Raw genomic sequence first — 19,151 nt, forward strand, 5'->3', positions numbered from 1 at the left:
GAAATCCACTACGCCACCTATTGATGAGGCGTCTCTTACGTGAGCAGCGTATGTCTCGTGCTGTGAGCATGAATGGACATTGATTGGAAACGATGCAAATACCAGCACGAAGCGCAAGCGAGTGAATAAAACGCCTGAGGCTCTCCCGGCGCAGCTGGTTGCCCCCAGTGAGCCTCAGGCGCTAGCCGTGGGCCTGAGGCGGATTGAGGTGCCGGCCCACGGCTAGCGCCTGAGGCTCACTCTGATTGCGATGCATGGGACAAAAACATGGACTGAAAAAACAATGTCAACGCCAAATTTTAAACAGCCCAGGCTAACGCTGGACGGCTAACCCCAAAATCAAGAATGGACGGTACTAGGCGATCACGTCGTGAATCGTATTTCCGCCGATCACCAACGGTCGGTCGTTGCGGTCGTAGATTTCAGTGCCCGGATCGATCCCCAGCAACTGAAAGATCGTGGCCGCCAAGTCTTCGGGCTTGACCGGTTTCTCTTCGGGAAACTTCGCCCGCTCGTCCGATTTTCCGTAGACGTAGCCGCCTTTGACGCCGCCGCCGGCAAGCAAGGCCGTGTAGCACTGGGGCCAGTGGTCGCGACTGAGATTCTTGTTGATCTCCGGAGTCCGCCCAAACTCGCCCATCCAAACGACCAGCGTTTCGTCCAACAGGCCACGCTCCTCCAAATCATCCAGCAATGTCGGCAAGGTTTGATCCGTGATCGGCAACTGATAATTGTTGACGATCTCGTACATCCGCGTGTTGTCGAATCCGTGAGTATCCCAACCGCCGTCGTTGACGCGTCGCCCGCCGATGCTGTCAGAAAAGTACACCGTGACGAACTTCACCCCCGATTCGACCAATCGGCGAGCCATCAAACAACTCTGTCCGTACGATGTTCGTCCATACCGGTCACGTACCGAATCGGGTTCCGAGGACAAATCGAACGCGTTGCGAACACGATCGGATGTCAACATGGAGATCGCTCGGTCGTAATAGTCGTCGAACCCGCGTGCTTCTGCCGAATACTCCAGCAGCCTTGATTGCTGATCGACTAATCTTTGCATCTCACGACGCCGATGCAATCGATCGATACTCAAGCCTTGTGGCAAACTCAATTCGGGCAGTCGAAAATTCGCGTCATTGGGATCTTCCAAAAACAGCAGTGGATCATGCCGCTTGCCCAGAAAGCTTGCGTGCTGAGCGGGGACGATCGATCCGTCGCGGATCACATGGGGATACGCCACGGAGGTCGGCATGCCATTGGTGCTCGGAGCCAAATGATCCACCACGCTGCCGTAGGCGGGAAACAGATCCAGCGAATCTCGCAAACGTTGATCATCACTGGGAGGCGCATGACCGCTCAACGCGTAGTAGCCGGCCGACGCGTGATTCTTCATGTTGTGCGTCATCGTCCGGATCAGCGAAACATGATGCATTCGCTTTGCCATCTCAGGCAACAACTCACAAACCTGGATTCCATCTGCGCTCGATGAGATCGGCCGATAGGGACTTCGCACCGTATCGGGTGCGTTGGGTTTCATGTCGAAAGTATCGAGTTGGCTCGGGCCGCCCCACTGAAACAAAAAGATCACGGACTTGGCGTGTGGCTTGATCGTCCCTGCAGCGTCTTGGCCTGCCAAAATACGCGGCATGGTCAATCCGAGCATGCCGGCGCCACCGACACGCAAGGCGGAGCGACGGTTCAGCGAGAATGCGTTCATTGGACATGCTTCTTTCATCGGCGGAACAAGAACTCCTTCGCATTGAGCAACGCCCATGCGATGTCTTCGATTGCGACTCGACGGTTTCCGCTGGACGCTGAAATGACTCCCAACGATGCGGACTCCTCCGACGCATTGGGAGGACGCGAGAGCGCGGACCAGTACAACTCCTGGACGACTTCCACATCCGTCATCGAAGACTCGGCCAACGTTGCCAATCGATTCTCCGGTGCAGTGATCCGCTCGTTCAGTCCTTCACCGATCAGTGCAAAGACTTGCTTGAGTGTCGTTTCGTTGGACCGTTCGCAATCGCACGCCATGATTCGGTCGGGCTTGCCAAACGTTTTCAAAAAGCGGTCGCCGGACCCCAGCGGTTTCTTCCTGGCTTGCTTGCTCAGTACGCCCGGAATCTCGACCGCTCGTGTTCCATCGGGATATCCAAGGAAACCAGCAGAGGCTCCCAGCACGTCGCCTTGCATGTCCAACAGCACCTCCGCTGGCAACCGCCTGACGTAGGCCCTGGAATAGCACGTTTGATCGTTCACATTGCTCTCGTTGGGCTCGGCGGAAAGTTGATAGGCTCGCGATTTCATGATCGTCGCGACCAAGTGACGGACATCGAAACCGCCACGAACCAGCTCGTGGGAAACAAACTGCATCAGCTCCGGATTGCTGGGCGGATTGGTCAAGCGAAAATCGTCGATCGGATCGACGATTCCCAACCCCATCAACTGGTACCAGATGAAGTTGGCTTGCGATTGAACAAACAATTCGTTTTCTGGAGACGTCAACCAATCGGCCAAGGCTGACAATCGGTCTCCCTTGGCTTCGTCGGGCAATATATCCCCACCGAGAAACTTAGGCGGGGCGACTTCGTTGGTGGTCGGATTGCGAACTTCCTTTTGCTTGGAAACCATCACCGTTTGGTCGCCGGCAAACTCGTTCTTGTCGAGCCCATCCTGGCGTTTGTTCTCGCCGATTTCATAATCGAGCTGAGAGAACAGCGATGACCACTCGTAGTAATCGTCTTGCGTCCAGCGATCGAACGGATGATTGTGACACTTCGCGCACTGCAATCGCGTTCCCAAAAAGAGCCTCGCGGTGGTTTCGCCACGTGTCGATGGATCACGATTGGCGCGGTAGTAGTTTGCCGCGGGATCATTGAAGGTGCTGCCGGTTCCCGTGACCAGTTCGCGGACAAATTGATCGATCGGCCTGCCCGATGCGAGCCCATCGCGAATCCACTCGTGGAAGACCTGAACGCCCTGGGTGTCCAATACCTTCTCTTCCGCACGCAGTACATCGGCCCACTTCAACGCCCAGTAGTCAGCAAACTCCGGACGAGCCAGCAGTGAATCGATCAGTTGATCGCGTTTGTCGGGATCGGGGTCCGCGACGAACTCGCGAGATTCCGCTGCGAGGGGCAAGCGTCCGATCGCGTCCAGGTAGGCTCGACGAACAAAAGTCGAATCGTCACAGAGTGGTGACGGGTTGATGCGCAATCGTTTCAGCTTTGCAAACACGTGATCATCGATTTCATTGAACGAATCGGGATCGTCCCAAACGAAATCTTGCCGTTTCTCAGTGAAAGCGATCGAGACCGGCAATTGCAAGTGCAAGTAGCGAACGATCAAAGTCGTCTCGCCATATTTCAATCGTGAAACAACGCCGTGGGCATCCACTTCCGCATTCAAGTTCGATAATTCATAGCACGCCGTGTCGGTCACATCCCGGAGAGAGCCATCGGAAAAGAGGGCTTCGACATGCACGCGGACTTGATCATCGGGCTCGACCACAATCGCTTCGGTCGGCGTCACTCTCAGCTGTGTCAACTTGATCGCCTCGGGTGACGGGGCAGATGCGCCGTCTGCGATCCACCGGATCAGCAATGCGTAGGCGTCTGACCCGGTATCAATACGAATGCCGCCTCGATGGGCGACGTTGCCGGTGGCTTTCTGCAGAATCAGACTCTGTTCGGGGGCCGCCAAGTTGACTCGGCGTCCTCGCGCGGAAACGACGAGGGAGTGATAGTCAAACTCCGGGTCTTGACCTCGCAGAGAAAGCTTCAGTCCGCCCTTGCCGTTGAGATTACCGTGGCAAGTCCCCAGGTTGCAGCCGGCTTTGGAAATCACCGGCATCACATCGACGGTGAATTCAGGCGACGCTGCCCGTACAGCACGGCAGCACCAACCACTCACGACGAGAGACGACGCGACGAGCATCAATACGATGAAGCGTGATTTCATGAGGCGGGCGGGAAAGGCGGGCGAAGAAGGCGGGCAGGCGAGGTCGTCGGATGCCTCCAGTGTAACGTAGTGGACGAGGTCACGAGTCCCTGAAGCGAAAACCGCGTCGTGCAATCGCAACCTCTCGCCCTACGGGAATTCTGGCGAATCCCATGACGAGGGCTTGGTCATCGGGATGCTTTGAGAGTCGCGATTGTTTCGGCCAGCTTGGTTTGCTCTGCCGGATTATCGTCCAGCGGTGATTCAGCCATCGCGGGCAGCAGATGGTCCCAGACGAGATTCAACACGCCTTGCAAATCTCGCGTGTTGGCGGTGAGCGCGACCACTGCGTCCTGCTCCGGCATGACGACGCAGAACTGGCCGTCTTTGCCGTCCCCCCGGAACGCTCCGTGACGACAACGCCAAAACTGAAATCCGTATCCTTGATCCCAATCTCGACTCGGATCGCTGCCGTTGGAAACCTGTTTGGTCGTCGCCAGATCGATCCAGGATTCGGGGATCAGCTGCTGACCGTTCCATTGGCCGCGTTGCAGGTACAACTGGCCAAACTTGGCGATGTCCTCCGTTCGCAAAAACAGACCGTATCCACCGATCGAGATTCCTTGCGGGCTCATGTCCCACTTTGGTTGTTCTATTCCCAGCGGTTGAAACAAACGCGTACTGAGGTAGTCATTGACTGTTTGTCCGGTGACCTTCTGAACGATCGCCGACAACATGTACGTCGCGGGCGTGTTGTATCGAAAATGGGTGCCCGGTTTGTGAGGCACGGGATGTGCCAGGAAGGTCTTGACCCAATGGACTTCCGGCGACAACTTGGGTTCATCCTGGTGTCCCGTCGACATGGTCAGCAAGTCACGCACCCGCATCGACTTGAGGTAATTGGATGGCTCCGCGGGTGCGTCATCGGGAAAGAAACTCAAAACAAAGTCATCCACGCTCAGCTTGCCTTCAGCAACGGCAAGCCCGACTGCGGTCGACGTAAAACTCTTGCTGAGCGACCAAAGAATGTGCGGCTTCTCTGCGGACTCCGGTGACCACCACGCTTCCGCGATCACTTTGCCATGGCGGACGAGCATGAAACTGTGCATCGAATCGACTTTTGCGTCCGCCGCAACCACGAACTCGTGGATCGCCGACGTCGAAACACCTTGTGCCTCCGGCGTGCTGCGTGGCAACGCCGGCTCCTGGGCACAGGAGTGCGACGCAAACGCAGCCAGCGAGCAAACAACAAACGCAACGATCAAGGAGCTTTTCATGGGACGTCAACCGGAGTGCGGGGCGTGAGATGCGAGGTAGGGTAAAGCAATCATAGCCGAACAGGAACGCAACGATTGGATCGTGTGTTTGGCCACCGGAATGCGGCATCGTCAGTGACTCGACACCCGGTCGCAACCACCCGGTCGTGTGTTCGGTTACGATATCCATTGTTTTTCCGCCACGATTCTACAAGAAATTCAAATGAAGTCATTGCGGTTCGTTCCCTCCAAGGCCATTTGCTTCGCGGTTGTCGCACAGTCTCTGATTGTTTTTCTGTCGCCAGGAATCGCAAGTTCCCAAGAAGCTGAGCAGCCCAACATCGTGTTCATCATGACGGATGATCAAGGCTACTGGGATACCGGCGTGACCGGCAATCCGCACATCGACACGCCGAACATGGATCGGATCGCGACGTCGGGCGTGCAGCTCGATCGGTACTACGCCGCACCGGTCTGCGCTCCGACGCGTGCGGGAATCATGACGGGTAGGTACTACTTGCGGACCGGACTCTACAACACTCGCTTTGGTGGGGATTCGCTGGGACTGGAGGAGATCACCGTTGCTCAGTTGCTGCATTCATCCGGTTACCGTACCGGATTGTTCGGCAAGTGGCACTTGGGCAAATACCCCGGCTATCAACCACAGGATCGTGGCTTTGACGAATTCTTTGGTCACTACCATGGGCACATCGAACGATACGAATTTCCCAACCAGGTGTACCACAACGGGCGACCGGTGGAAGCAAGAGGATACGTGAGTGATCTCTTTACCGATGCAGCAATCGACTTCATCGACCACGCTCACCAAAAACAGGATGGACCGTTTTTTTGTGCGTTGATGTACAACGCACCGCACTCACCGTTCTTGCTGGACACCTCACACTTCGGGCAACCCGAAGGGGACGTGACGCTGACGAAGTACTTAGAACGTGGATTGCCGATTCGAGAGGCACGCATCTACGCGTTGGTTGAACGGGTGGATCAGAACATCGGCAGACTGTTGCAGCGACTGGATGAACTTGGCATTTCCAATGACACGCTGGTTGTTTTCACGAGTGACAACGGCGGCGTGAGCAAGTTTTGGAAAGGCGGGATGAAGGGCAACAAGTCGGGCTCCTACGAGGGCGGTGTGCGGGCACCGTGTTTTGTCCGTTGGCCGAAACGCATCGCCCCCGGTCGCGTCGTCAACGCGCAGACTTCTCACGTCGATTGGCTGCCGACATTTTGCGAGCTCGCCGGCGCTGAGCCGCCAAGTGACCGTCCCATTGATGGAAAAAGCCTCGTGTCGTTGTTCCGCGGCGAAGCGACCGAGACACATCATCGATACGTCTATCACACCTGGGATCGTTACGTCCCCAATCCAGACAAACGTTGGGGGATCAGCGACGACCGATGGAAACTGTTGTGTCAATTGCCGTCAGGTGTGGAGCCTTCCAGGCTACGATGGCAACTCTATGATCTATCGGTCGATCCGGGAGAAACGAACAACCTGATCAAGGACCATCCCGCGGTCGTCGAGCGGTTGCGAAACGAGTTCGTACGTTGGTTTGAGGAAGTCACCCAAGGCCAAACTTATCAGCCCATCGCGATTCCGGTCGGAGCAGAGGAGCCAACCGAGATGGAGCCGAGTTGGGCAACCACATCGGGCGACAACATCGAGTACGTCTTTGACGGCTACGACTGGGACACGATCGAAAGCTGGCGATCTCCCGGCGAAACCGCTACTTGGCGTCTGCAAGTCAGCGAAGCGGGCAATTACCGCGTGCATCTGATCTACGGTTGTCGACCGGTTGATGCAGGAGGCCACGTGGAGTTGCGAGCCGGTGAGAGCAGCATTCGGCACCAAGTGATCGCGACAGCAACCGCGGATCAGTTCGAATCCCGTGATGTGGGCGAAATCGAGTTGTCGCGGGGACCGGTCGAATTCGCCGCCTCGGTAATCGATTGTCCGGGGACCGAGTTGATGCGACTGAATCGAGTCCGGCTGACGCGAGTGACTGAACCAACGCGATGATGGTTTCTCACATAGCCGCGTCTCTCCGAGACGCGAAATGGATTTCGTTGTGAACACGCAAGTCGTTGGCAGGCGATGCGGTTGCGCCGGCCATCGACGTGGAACGTCGAGCGACTATCGCTCGCCCTTCGATTTCGATAGCGTAAACCGCGGTGCTCGTCAGGAGAGCCGATTCACTTACGGCTCAATAAAAAACGCCTCGTTGACCGGGGCCAACGAGGCGATGAGAGTTTGACGCAGAAGCGTGCGGCTGTCTTACCAGTTGAAGTCAGCTCCGACGTATCCACCGTGCAAGACCAAGCAGTCATCCGCGCGAACTTGACCGGCCGAATATGCCGAGGTGTACTCGTCCGGGATCGAGCCCGGTGCTGTTGCGATGCCGCAAGCTGCCAGCAATCGATAGCCGCCGCGAATGGTCCAGCGGCAGTTGACGCGATAGCCAAGCCCCAGATCCAATTCGCCCAAACCTGCCAGCACAGCGTCTGACGTGTCCGAGTACAGGTTACCCGCACCGGCTCCTTCGGAGTTGGTGTAGGCCAGCAGGGTTTGAGTGCCCAAGCGTTGACGTACGTTGACGTCGTTTCCGTAGATACCGACTTTGCCGCCAGCGTTCAACAGGAACCGATGCCCGACACAGTAGGAAACCATGCTGCCGAATTGATAACCGTACAAGTTGTTTTCGACATCGATGTTGTGGTACAGGTCTGCACCACTATAACCTGGCATACCATCGACGTTGGCTGCCAGTTCGTACTCGTCGGTGAACTGGAACCAGCGGAAACCATGCATCGCTTGGAACTGGACTCGGCCGCTGCAAGCACGTGCCAAAGGTCCGCCTGCACCTCCGAAGTATCCGACTGCTGGCCGAGCGGGAGCACACTGGTTTCCGCATGAGTTGTATCCGCCGCACGGATCGGTACCACATGCATTGGGGCCGCAAGCATTTGGGCCGCATCCGGCACCGTAGTACCCACCGCCGCCCAAGCCGAGTCCACCGAGACGGCTGCCGAGAGCCGGACCACAATGCCCCATGCGGCGTGCACCACCGAGACCAAATCCGACCAAGTTCGCTTCGATGCCTTGGATGTTGACGTCGCGTCGCACACGAATGTCCGTTGCGTACGTGTCGACTTGATCGTAGACCGTTTGCGGACCCGCGGGAAACGGAGCGGGTGGTGCAGCACCACGATCAATGGATACGTCACGCCAAGCCGGCATCGTCACACGATAACCGCCTGCCGCAGCAGAAATGATTGCCATTTCACTTGCGGGATTGAAACTCATGTACCGGAAATCCAGTCCGTAGTTTCCACATCCCAAGTAGCGACCAGCATGCACGTCGAACCCGACACCACTGGATGGATCGACTTGATCGAGGTACAGACGCGGCATCGCAGCATCGGTCGTCGCAAGAACACGGTTTGAGTTCGTGTTGAGCGAATAGAACAGGACGTTGCCGCCAGCAAACCATGGCGAAATCGGGCCGATCGACGAAACCTGTGGAGCGAACACCGCTTCTTGACCACACACCGGTTGGTCACCGCTGGGCCATGGCGCGTTCACTGCTTCGCTGAACGCGCTGCTGTAGGTCGGTGTCGCATTGCAATTGGCGCAATCTCCCGCCGGCGATGAATGAATCACCGAGTGGCCTTCCGGAATCGGCTGCTGCATCATCGGAGCGTGCTGATGGACCATAGGAGCCGACATCTGTGGCTCCATCACGGGAGCACCATAGGTCTCCATCTCGGGTGCGCCCGTCGACGCAGGCCGAAACACGTTCTGCGTTTGCTTGCTGGGCGATCCCGCATTGGGATTGAACAAATTCCACGCGGCGGGCGGCTGATAGGCTGCTTGGTCGCTCGTCGGTGCTTGTTGGTTTGGTTGATAGCTGGACTGATAGCCGGGCTGATTTCCCGCTACAGGATACACTGGTTGGCCAGCGGGAGCCTGCTGAGCTGGAGCGGGATTCGCTGGGGCGTATCCTTGCGGCTGCTGTGCATAACCCTGTGGCTGTTGGGAGTAACCCTGGGGCTGCTGCTGTCGGCTTTGATAAACCGGCACTTGGTAACCGGATACCGTTTGTCCGGCTTGTTGCTGCGGTGCGGCCTGCTGTGGCGGCGCCTGGTAACCGGGCGACTTATAACCGGGAGCCTGATAGCCGGATGCTTGGTAAGGCGACTGCTGATAGGTCGCCGTTTGCGCATGGGCGACGCCACATGCCGTCATACCAAGTGCAATGGCGACGTGACGCAGAAGGTTGATTCTCACTGCTGGACTCCTTTTCAGTGATTAAGTCGTCGCGTCCGTGCGACGTTCTGCGATCCTTCGCAGGTGACTTTTGCTCACGGTTGAATGTGCCGGTGAGCGATCCGGCGTGCCGCTGGGCATCCGATGCCCGACACATTGAGCCGTCTGTCACTCGCGGGTCGAAATCACATCGTCTGCGAGCGAGCGGGGGGCCTGATCTGAAGAATCGACCCGACGGTAACCGGCTGAAGAATCGGACCACGGAAAATCGGCACGATCGTCCCAACCCTGGTCTCACAAACGGAACAAACCGCCATTCGGCACAACATGCTCCGTTTACTCAATCGTCAAGAATTCGCTATTGCTAGCGTCATGTTGCGGTGCTCTGACAAACCACTAGTGCATCGTCCAGTCTTAGAACGTGGGTTCGGTAGATGAGCCGTTTTGGCGTTAGCCACGGTTTTCGTGCCACAACCGTGCCTAACGCCAAAACGGCTAACCCCAAAATCAAGTAGATGAGCCGTTTTGGCGTTAGCCACGGTTTTCGTGCCACAACCGTGGCTAACGCCAAAACGGCTAGCCCCAAAATCAAGACCGGACGCTATCGCGTGGCGGCTGATATGCGCAGACTGTTTTCGTGCCATTCCTCGTAAGCCGTTTCACGCAAACGTGTTGCGATGACTGTAGTGAGCCAGCGTGAATAATCCGGGCTAGCGTCTGGACTGCTCAAAGTTTGGTGTTGACATTGTTTTTTCAGTCCATGTTTTTGTTCCATGCATGGCAATCAAAGTGAGCCTCAGGCGCTAGCCGTGGGCCGGCACCACAATCCGCCTCAGGCCCACGGCTAGCGCCTGAGGCTCACTGGGGGCCACCAGCTGCGCCGGCCTTGCTGAATTGGCCCTTGCTGAATTGGCCGCTGTACATCGGGGGATTCTCTGTGTCGATCCGCTTTCCTTCCCAATACCATCCGTCAGACCGTTTGTCCAAGACACGGGCAGCGCTGTCGGGGGCCAAGGGCTCGGGATCCGCGATCACAAACTTCCTCAATCGCTCCGCCGCCTCGGTGTACTGTGGATCGGCGATCACGTTGTTGAATTCATTGGGATCCCTCTCGACATCGTACAGTTCTTCGCTGCCGTCCGCGTAGCGAATGAATCGAAAGCGGCGATCACGTATCCCCATGTTGCCCGGGTTGTGTTCTGTGATCGCAGGACGTGACCGAGGTGTGGTCACGTCAGCGATTTGAGGTGTCAAGCTGATTCCGTCGATGTCTGCTGGCGCGTTCAAGCCTGCGAGATCAGCCAACGTCGGATAGACGTCCAACAGTTCTGCAGGTTCATCGCAGGTACCAGGCTGGATTCCCGGTCCGGCAAAGATCAATGGCACACGCGTGGACGGCTCCCATAAAGTATTCTTGCCGGTCATTTCTTTCTCCCCCAAGTGCCAACCGTGGTCGCTCCACAATACTATGATCGTGTTGTCTTTGAAGGGAGAACTTTCGAGCGCATCAAGAACGCGGCCGACCTGCGCATCGACGAAACTGATGCTGGCCAGATACGATCGTACGAGCGAACGGTGTTGCTGGTGATGTTCCAACCAAGTCAATCGTGGTTCGGGCAGATTCCAATGCAGAAACCAACTGAAGGGTGAGCAATCGTCGCGATCGTTCGGTTTCATCACCGGCATGACGAGGGATTCATCAGGGTACATGTCCCACCATTTTTGCGTCACGATGCAGGGAACGTGCGGCAAAAAGAAACCGACGGACAAAAAGAACGGTTTGCCATCATCGGGCAAGTCCGCGATCGCCTGCTCCGCCCAAGACGCGACGATGTAATCACCTTTCTGATTGTCTTCGTGAGGAAACACACCCCAGTCGACCAAGCGTAGGTTGCCCGCCGGAGTCTCAGGCACCAGTTTTTCTTTGGGCATGATCCCCGGTCCACCCCGCGGCCCCCATTCGTCGAACTCAGGCTCTGCCCCCGCCGGCGGTTTGCGTCCCAAGCTGTTGTGGTAGACCTTGCCAGCGGTCAACGTGCGGTAGCCGGCATTGGAAAAGTGCTGGGGCAACGAGACAACCTTTTGCAGCTCAGGCAAATCGCGAAACCAGGGTTTCAGTCCGTAGATGCCTGTGGAGGAGGGGCGTCGCGAAGTCATCAGGCTGGTGCGTGATGGGTTGCACAAAGGCGACTGGCAATGCGCGTTGCGAAAGTTGACCCCACGCTCTGCCAATCGTTTCATCGCCGGCGTTTTGGCTTGTGGATGCCCGCCCAATGGCTCGACCCAATCGTTCAAGTCATCGATGCAAATCATCAGCACGTTGGGACGTGAAGCGGTTTCGGTCTCGGCCGAATGCACAAATGTCACGTGCAACGCAAGCATCGCCGCGGCCAAACAGAATCTTGAAAACAACATCGAGCGGTACCACACGCAGGGGGGACGAATTCGGAGGATCTGACATCACTTGCCCATGATCCTAACCGCTCGAAAAGCCGACGGCATCCTGCGGCGGGGACATTCGAGAAGATTCTGGATTTGGGGACAGAGCACCTTGGCTGGGAGCTTGGCAAAGGTCCTGTTGGCTTTTCTCGCCCGTTAGTACCAGGCCACCTCAGGACACTGTTTAACGACGACATGGCGTGCGTAGGTGACTTCGATTATTCAAGGCTTAGGGAAAGGCTCAGGGAATTGGAACGCACCGTTGTGTCGATTAAGATCTCTAGATGCCTAAAATCTTTGTGTCGTACCGACGTGCCGACAATCCACACGCTGCTGGACGGATCTGCGACCGATTGATCGACGTATTCGGAAGAGAATCGGTCTTTTATGACATTGATTCCGTTCCTCTGGGCACCAGGGCGATTGCGCCACACTGGGTAATTTGCGAAGATGAGCGAAGATTCGTGTTTGGGTCGCTGAGATGCAGTGGCTGGGCGAATCGACTCGCTCAGGATTGGCTTGATGGAACGCTCTGCTTCACTGATTGAAAAACTTAATACCGTTTCCGATCCACGACCGGGCGAGCCGATTTATCCGCTTGTCAATATTCTCTTTATGACGATCTGTGCGGTGATCGCTGGTGCGGATGATTTCGTTGCGATCGCTAAGTTTGCCAACACAAAGAAAGAATGGTTCTCCAAGTTCCTGGATATGACCGCAGGAGTTCCATCGCACGATCGTTTCAACGCCATCCTCAATGCGGTCAAACCTGAAGAGTTTGAACCGATGCTGCTCGAATGGATCACTCAGCTTCACAAGATCACCGATGGCCAAGTCATTGCGATCGACGGCAAGACTCTTCGCAGAAGCTACGACACTGCGACCGGCAAAGCTGCCATCCACATGGTCAGTGCATGGGCGACGGCTAACCACATCAGCCTTGGACAAACGGTGGTCGATGCGAAGAGCAACGAGATCACAGCGATTCCTAAATTGCTGGAAATCATCGACGTTTCCGGAGGTTTGGTAACGATTGATGCAATGGGCTGCCAAACAGAGATCGCTGCAAAGATCGTTGACGAAGGTGCGGACTATTGCTTGGCAGTGAAAGGGAACCAACCGACACTTCACGAGGGAATCAAGGCCTTCTTCTTGGATCATCTTGAGGATGACTTTGCCCGAATCGAGGTGTTTGAACATCACACGAAGGAGACCGATCACGGACGTGTGGATGAGCGTAGCTACTACTTGTGCAAGGTTCCCAGCGATCTTCCAGACGCCAGTCGTTGGAAAAATCTCAGTGCCATCGGTATGTCGATCAACAACACGGAACGTCGAAAGGGCGACGAGATCGCAGTGCGTTATTACATACTCAGCAAAACACTTGAAGGAGAATCGTTTGCCTGTGCTGTGCGTAACCACTGGGGCATCGAGAACAGCTGTCATTGGCAGTTGGACGTGACGTTTGGCGAAGACCAATGTCGCATTCGCAAAGGTCATGGTGACGAGAACTTCAGCACGCTTAGACGGACGGCCTTAAGCTTGCTCAAGCAAGAGAAAACTGCGAAGTGTGGAGTCAAGAACAGGCGGCTCACCGCCGGGTGGGACGATGACTACATGGAAAAGGTCGTTTTCAGTCGGTAAATCGCCGTGCAATCGCCCTGCTCTGGGCACGGACTTTCGCAAACATATTGAACGCGCTGTGTCGCAATGTGACGTCCTATTGGTCGTGATCGGCGACAAATGGCTTTCGATTTGCGATGACCACGGACGGCAGCGTCTATTTGATGAGAAAGACATGGTCAGGCTCGAGATTGAGACTGCGCTGAAGCGAGACATCAAGGTCATCCCTGTACTTGTGGGATGCAAGGAGACGCCGAAGGTCGATGAAGTTCCGCCGAGCCTCTCTGACCTGACTTTTCGTAATGCAGTGGTTGTTGTAGCGGGGGAAACATTTCGTGCCCAGCTAGATCGTTTGATCGAGGGAATCCAAGGACTTAGCGCATTAGCAGCAGATGAGCGATCGACAGACGATCGAAGCAACGAATCAAAATCCGGCAAGTTTCTCTGGCTGCTTGGCGGTGCCACGATCCTGTTTTTGGCATTGATCCTCTGGCTACGCCCCTGGCATTGGCGTTTTGATAAGCAGGATGTCGAGCAACCTCCCACAGCGGTAGCAAGCGATGCCATCGAGGAAGAGTTACCTGAGGTTCAGTCGCTCCAAGATTCAGAGGAGATCTTACTGGCATTGCAGGACGGAATTGATCGCCAGGCAACCTTGATCGCGACCTATTTGGCTTCTGAGAATGTTCAAGCGATTTCCGTTGATCAGAATGATCGCGATCCAAGAACGCTGTCGGAAACACTGATGGCCAATCAGATCTTTGCGTTGATGTCGGACAGCCTCAACGCACGAGAGATTCAGGTCCAAGATGACTGTTCATTTCAGTTGGCAATGAACGTCACGATGTTGCAGGATCGCCTGCTGTTCAACACAAAGATTTTCAATCGAGAGAATTCGTCTCAGCAGGATTTCTCGTTGACCCGGAGGGTCGGCCCACAACAGAAGGTGGCAGATCCCATTGCACAGTCTCTCAGTTCAGACACAAGCGGACGCATGTTGGCATTGGTCGTGGGAATCAATGATTTCAAGTTTTCAGAGCAGATGGGTCTGATGTATTCCAAGCAAGATGCAATTGAGTTTTCAAAACAACTTCGGCAATCGGGATATACCACAGTTACCACGTTGACAAGCGATGAGGCTAGTCTCGCCAATATCCAGGTCGCTATTGACCAATTGGCCCGTTCGGCAAACGACAACGATACTCTCTTATTCTTCTACTCGGGCCATGGATTCCAGATCGATGACCAGAGATTTGTGATGCCTCAAGACGGACAGGTTGATGACCCGAGATCTCTACTCCCCATTACTGACATTAATGACCGCATGGCATCGTCCAAGGCGAAGAACAAACTGTTGATGTTAGATGCATGTGCGGTGGGGTCGTTCGAAAGAAATACCAGAGGCATTTCTGTGAAACGTTCCGCGAGCAAACCAGATTTGTCTAGTCAGCTCGGCTTATCGATGCTGCTTGCATGTAGTGAAATGCAGGTCAGTTACGAGGCAGCGGAACTCGGGCACGGTGTGTTCACGTATTTCATCGTTCAGGCATTCGATGGTAGCGGCGATTCAAACCGAGATGGCAAGCTGTCTCTCTACGAATTGGGCAGTTTCGTTTCAGACCGGGTTGAGTCTTATACGCAATCAAAGTTTTCCGCGAGCCAAACACCCTACTTTCGACATGACGGAGGCGATTTCATTGTCGGAAAGTTAGGCTCCAGTGAATGAACAACTTCCGGGGAGGAACAACTTCCGGGGACAACTTCCGGGGACACTGCACTTTATCGAGGGCTGACGGTGCCACCTCAGGTGATAAAGAGAACATTCGCCCAAAACCATTGGCGAATGAGTCCCATCACGTCAATCAACACAAGCAAAGCCCCACCCGTGAGAGCCCAGGATTGCGCCCCCCTTGTTGATGATCAGTAGACGTCGCGGACGTAGCGTTTTTCTTTCCCAAGATTTGCAACGTAGGCTCTGGCGTCCGATTCAGAAAAGCCGCCCTGTTGGGCGACGATCTGATGCAGCGACCGATCTACATCCAACGCCATTCTGGACGCGTCTCCACACACATAGAAGTACGCTCCCTCTGACAGCCACCGCCATAACTCAGCCGCCTGTTCCTTCATCCGATCTTGGACATAGACCTTGTGTTCTCCGTCGCGACTGAAGGCCGTGTCGAGACGATTGAGTACCCCCGACTGGGCGAATTGGTTCAGCTCGTCTTGGTACAAGAAATCAAATTCACTTCTTTGGTCGCCAAAGAACAGCCAATTGTTTCCCGATGCTTTGGTCGCCGCACGTTCTTGCAGGAACGCCATAAAGGGAGCGATGCCCGTTCCGGGGCCGACCATGATCATTGCCGCGGTCGGGTCGCTGGGAACCGTGAATCCCCCATGGTTGGCTTGACGAAAGACACGAATCTCTCCACCACCGTCCAAACGATCAGCCAACAATGTGCTTGCCACACCCTTGCGTTCACGACCGTCCTTTTCAAACGCGACTCGACCGACGGTGAGGTGAACCGTGTCACCGACCGTTTTCTGGCTGCTGGCGATGGAATACAGACGTGGGTTCAAGACCGCCAGCGTGGCTACGAATTCTGTCGCACTGATGGTGACTCCGCGAGCCAAACGCAGCGCATCGAGCACGTCAAATCCACCGGGAACACCGTCCTCCAAGTACCCCGTCAGGATAGGCAAAAGGCTTGAATCTTGAGCCCGACTGATGATCAACTCAATCAATTCATCGCTCGGGTCCTTCAAGCAACGGTCCTGGACAAGGGTGTCGAGCAACGATTTGGAATCACCTTGCGGGCTGGACACCAGCATCTGCGGTTCAGCGCCAATCTCCTCGATGATCTCCGTGACAAGGTCACGGCAGTTCGTCGGATAGATTCCCAGGGCGTCACCAACATCGTATCGTATGCCAGAACCGGACAAATCGATCACGACGTGCCGAGTATCTTTCGCAGAACCTGGCTTGTTCAGGCGACGAGATTCAACCAGCTTGGCTGTAAAGGGGTTCTGACGCGACCAAGATGCGGCCCCCTTTCCGTTGACGGTCGCTCCATTCTTTGTCGGGGCACTGGCTGTCTGGGCACTGGCTGTCTGGGCGATGGCTCGTTGAGCAGAATCCTGGCCGGTAGATTCTTTCAAGACCAGTTTGACCATCTTTGCGGTTTCCTTGCCACCTGGACTGCAGAGCGTCAAGTTCTTTTCGTCGCCGGCGGCGATTGCTTCCGCGTAGGTCTGGCACAGGTAGCCACACGAACCGCAATCAAGCTGTGCCATGGCGGCCATCAACTTTCGCTCGATCGGTTTATCCTCGGCAAGACTCATTCGATCCACGATCGGTAGAGATGCGTCATGCCACGGGAATTCCTCCTGCTCTGGTTCGGGTTCGAGTCCGGGAGCAACTGACGGCGTCACCATTCCGGCCGCGGACAACACCGCAGCAGCATCCGCATTGAGCTGGATGCCTGCCAAGCCAGAAAAAAAACCGTTGAGCCAAGCTCGCTGCTCTGTAGTAAATGGTGCATGCTCTGGAATGAAGCTACTCATCGGACTTGCAATGTTTTTATCAAGAGGACTAAACGGAACGGAAATTCTCAATCGCGAATTGACTCAGGCGGTCGACGTTTTTTGAAGAGATGTCTGATCAAGCTTTGGCGTCGCGGGTTTCGGCAGAAATTCTGTGCGAGGGGAATTCTGGCGAGTCCCATTACGAGATTCGTTGGTAAATGAGTTTTTCTTTCTAGGACGCATGGCTGGTCATCGCTCCAGCGACGCAACGAAGCTCATCGTCGCTGTGCCGGGAAACAAATGTGACGAAAGCTTCCTGCTCCGAACGGTTGTCTAAGTAAAACTGGATCACTTCGGCGACCAGATTCGGTACCTCATCAAAAGCAATGCTGGAGAAAATCAGCCGCGCGATCCCTTGTCGATCTCCCCAGCCTCCGCCTAAGTGAACGTGGTAACCGTCCACCATGTCTTCGTCACGTTCGACTTTGCAACCAAGCAGCCCGATGTCTCCGATGTAGTGTTGAGCGCAGCTATGGTGACAACCGGTCAGATGAATGTTGATCGGTTGATCCAAGTCAAATCGTGCTTCCAACGCTTCGGCGAGGATCATCGCGTGCGTCTTCGTCTCCGACGCGGCGAATTTGCAGCCGCCCCTACCGGTGCACGCAACCAAACCCGCGCGCACGTTGCTGGCATCGTGGTGCAGTCCCATTTCGACCAACGCCGTTTTGACGTTTTCGATATCCGCCTCTCGAACATTGGGGATCAACAGGTTTTGCCAGACGGTCAGACGCAATTCGCCATTGCCGTAGATTTCGGCCAAATCACTCAGTCCACGTGCTTGATCGGCAGTGATCCGACCGACGGGCAGCACGACGCCCACGTAGTGGAGTCCAGGCTGTTTTTGCGGATGAACGCCGATGTGTGCGAGGCGATTCTCGTTGTGCGGCAAATCCGTCGGATCGATCTCTCCACGGCGTAGATTCGTTCCAAGCTCAGATTCGACGGCTTGGATGAATCGCTCAAAGCCCCATTCGTCGAGGACGTACTTTAAGCGAGCTTTCTTTCGATCGGTGCGATCACCATTCTTGACAAAGACTCGAACAATGGCACCAGCGACGGCGATGCACTCATCCGGCGTCAAAATGATTCCCGTCGGGCGTGCGAAGTCCTTGTGACCTGTGATTCCACCCAGCGTGAGCTGAAAATAGATGCCCGGTGCAATCGTCTCAGACGATGTCTCTTTCGTGATCTGGACGGCATGAAAGCCGATGTCGTTGGTGTCGTCCAAGGCACTGACGGATCCACCTCCGTCGAACGCGATATTGAACTTCCGAGGCAGACCATACATCTCTCGATGGTTGAGAATGTAGTGGTGCATTCGCTTGGCAAGCGGAATGGTTTCGATCAGTTCACAAGGGTCCAACCCGGAAAGGGGACTGGCGGTACAGTTTCGGATATTGTCACCCCCTGATCCCAAGCTCACGATGTCCAGTTCTCGCAATCCGTACAGAATATTCATCGCCTGATCGGCAGGGATCTCACGGTATTGCAAGTTTGCCCGAGTGGTCACATCGATGAATCCACCCGCAGAACGTTCGCTCAAATCCGCCAGCCCACGCATCTGCCAGGCGCGTAGGGAACCGCCGGGAATTCTCATACGGCACATGTAGCTGTCTTGCGCTGGGGCGACATAGAACAGCCCGTGAAATTTTTGCAAGAACACGTCCGTACCTTTGGGGAACTCACCCGCATCGCTTCGCAACTGCATTTCATCCCACATGTCCAAAGGATTCTTTTGCCGCTTGGCCTCCTCTTCTTTGCACAGTTGCTTGCCCTCGTCCAAGACACGTTGCTGTGCTTCCCACGCGATACGTTCAGGCACCGGCAGCTTTTCAGTCGCGTCTGCGGTATTTCTTCCCACAGAAATCGACGTGCTTTTGGACACGCTGTTCGAAATGATGGGTAAACCGCTCACTGCCCGAGCAACATCGCTTCCAAATGCGAATCCGCTTAGGAACTGTTTTTGTTCTTCGGTAAAGGAATGATCGTTGGACATCGGTCTGGTATTGAGTGAACTTGGG

At 55.4% G+C, this 19,151-nt stretch carries 10 protein-coding genes; 3 read left to right on the forward strand and 7 right to left on the reverse strand.

Annotation, left to right across the window (positions count from 1 at the left end; genetic code table 11):
- Positions 1-355 precede the first annotated feature (355 nt).
- The 3 genes from Pla52nx_RS22060 to Pla52nx_RS22070 all read right to left on the reverse strand — a co-directional run bounded on the left by Pla52nx_RS22060 (position 356) and on the right by Pla52nx_RS22070 (position 5,222).
- Positions 356-1,720: a DUF1501 domain-containing protein gene (locus tag Pla52nx_RS22060; RefSeq protein WP_231742815.1), complete on the reverse strand. Its 1,365-nt coding sequence runs from the start codon at positions 1,718-1,720 to the stop codon at positions 356-358.
- A 14-nt stretch (positions 1,721-1,734) separates the two neighbouring features.
- Positions 1,735-3,966, reverse strand: coding sequence for a DUF1549 and DUF1553 domain-containing protein (locus Pla52nx_RS22065; RefSeq protein WP_146523502.1), 2,232 nt, complete (start codon positions 3,964-3,966; stop codon positions 1,735-1,737).
- A 167-nt stretch (positions 3,967-4,133) separates the two neighbouring features.
- Positions 4,134-5,222: a serine hydrolase domain-containing protein gene (locus tag Pla52nx_RS22070; RefSeq protein ID WP_146523503.1), complete on the reverse strand. Its 1,089-nt coding sequence runs from the start codon at positions 5,220-5,222 to the stop codon at positions 4,134-4,136.
- Positions 5,223-5,424: 202 nt separating this feature from the next.
- On the opposite strand from Pla52nx_RS22070, the gene Pla52nx_RS22075 reads away from it, so the two are divergent.
- Positions 5,425-7,236: an arylsulfatase gene (locus tag Pla52nx_RS22075; RefSeq protein WP_146523504.1), complete on the forward strand. Its 1,812-nt coding sequence runs from the start codon at positions 5,425-5,427 to the stop codon at positions 7,234-7,236.
- Positions 7,237-7,491: 255 nt separating this feature from the next.
- Here Pla52nx_RS22075 and Pla52nx_RS22080 read toward each other — a convergent pair whose 3' ends face one another.
- Both Pla52nx_RS22080 and Pla52nx_RS22085 read right to left on the reverse strand, forming a co-directional pair.
- Positions 7,492-9,504 carry a BBP7 family outer membrane beta-barrel protein gene (locus tag Pla52nx_RS22080; RefSeq protein WP_146523505.1) on the reverse strand — a complete coding sequence of 671 codons (2,013 nt, stop codon included), beginning with the start codon at positions 9,502-9,504 and terminating at the stop codon, positions 7,492-7,494.
- Positions 9,505-10,341: 837 nt separating this feature from the next.
- A complete protein-coding gene (locus Pla52nx_RS22085; RefSeq protein WP_146523506.1) occupies positions 10,342-11,898 on the reverse strand; it encodes a sulfatase in 1,557 nt (518 codons plus the stop codon).
- Between the two features lie 546 nt (positions 11,899-12,444).
- On the opposite strand from Pla52nx_RS22085, the gene Pla52nx_RS22090 reads away from it, so the two are divergent.
- A complete protein-coding gene (locus Pla52nx_RS22090; protein WP_342190214.1) occupies positions 12,445-13,566 on the forward strand; it encodes an ISAs1 family transposase in 1,122 nt (373 codons plus the stop codon).
- Between the two features lie 58 nt (positions 13,567-13,624).
- Positions 13,625-15,271 (forward strand): caspase family protein, encoded by a 1,647-nt coding sequence (locus Pla52nx_RS22095; protein ID WP_197455150.1) that lies wholly within the window; start codon positions 13,625-13,627, stop codon positions 15,269-15,271.
- Positions 15,272-15,465: 194 nt separating this feature from the next.
- On the opposite strand, the gene Pla52nx_RS22100 is transcribed toward Pla52nx_RS22095, so the two are convergent.
- Positions 15,466-17,118, reverse strand: coding sequence for a sulfite reductase subunit alpha (locus Pla52nx_RS22100; protein WP_146523713.1), 1,653 nt, complete (start codon positions 17,116-17,118; stop codon positions 15,466-15,468).
- 181 nt (positions 17,119-17,299) lie between these two features.
- Complete coding sequence (locus tag Pla52nx_RS22105) at positions 17,300-19,126, reverse strand: NirA family protein (protein WP_146523698.1); 1,827 nt, start codon at positions 19,124-19,126, stop codon at positions 17,300-17,302.
- Between the last annotated feature and the right edge of the window lie 25 nt (positions 19,127-19,151).

The organism is Stieleria varia (assembly GCF_038443385.1).
In the GTDB taxonomy this organism is placed as follows: Bacteria; Planctomycetota; Planctomycetia; order Pirellulales; family Pirellulaceae; genus Stieleria; species Stieleria varia.